The following is a 541-nucleotide window of genomic DNA, read 5'->3' on the forward strand; positions in this document are numbered from 1 at the left end:
GGCACCGACGGCATCAAGGCCTCGTACGACCGGTTCGTGAGCAAGGGCAGGCTGGCCGCCGAGGACGCCGAGACCGCGCTCGCCCGCATCACCACGACGACCGATCTGGACGCGGTCGCCGACGCCGACATCGTCGTCGAGGCCGTCTTCGAGAAGCTGGAGGTCAAGCACGAGATCTTCCGCACGCTCGACAAGATCGTGCGCGCGGACACCGTGCTCGCCTCCAACACCTCCGCCATCCCGATCACCAAGATCGCGGCGGCCACCGAGAACCCCGAGCGGGTCGTCGGCGTCCACTTCTTCTCGCCGGTCCCGATGATGCAGCTGTGCGAGCTGGTGCGCGGCTACAAGACCAGCGACGAAACCCTCGCCACCGCGCGGGAGTTCGCCGAGTCGGTCGGCAAGACCTGCATCGTGGTCAACCGCGACGTGGCCGGCTTCGTCACCACCCGCCTCATCTCGGCGCTCGTCGTCGAGGCGGCCAAGCTGTACGAGTCGGGCGTGGCCACCGCCGAGGACATCGACCTCGCCTGCAAGCTGG

General features: G+C 68.4%; 1 protein-coding gene. It reads left to right on the forward strand.

The features are described from left to right. Window positions 1-541, forward strand: a 541-nt coding sequence (locus E6R62_RS38875) for a 3-hydroxyacyl-CoA dehydrogenase family protein (RefSeq protein ID WP_136218041.1), incomplete at both ends; no start/stop codon positions are given.

It is taken from the genome of Streptomyces sp. A1136, from assembly GCF_004795055.1.
Taxonomy (GTDB): domain Bacteria; phylum Actinomycetota; class Actinomycetes; order Streptomycetales; family Streptomycetaceae; genus Streptomyces.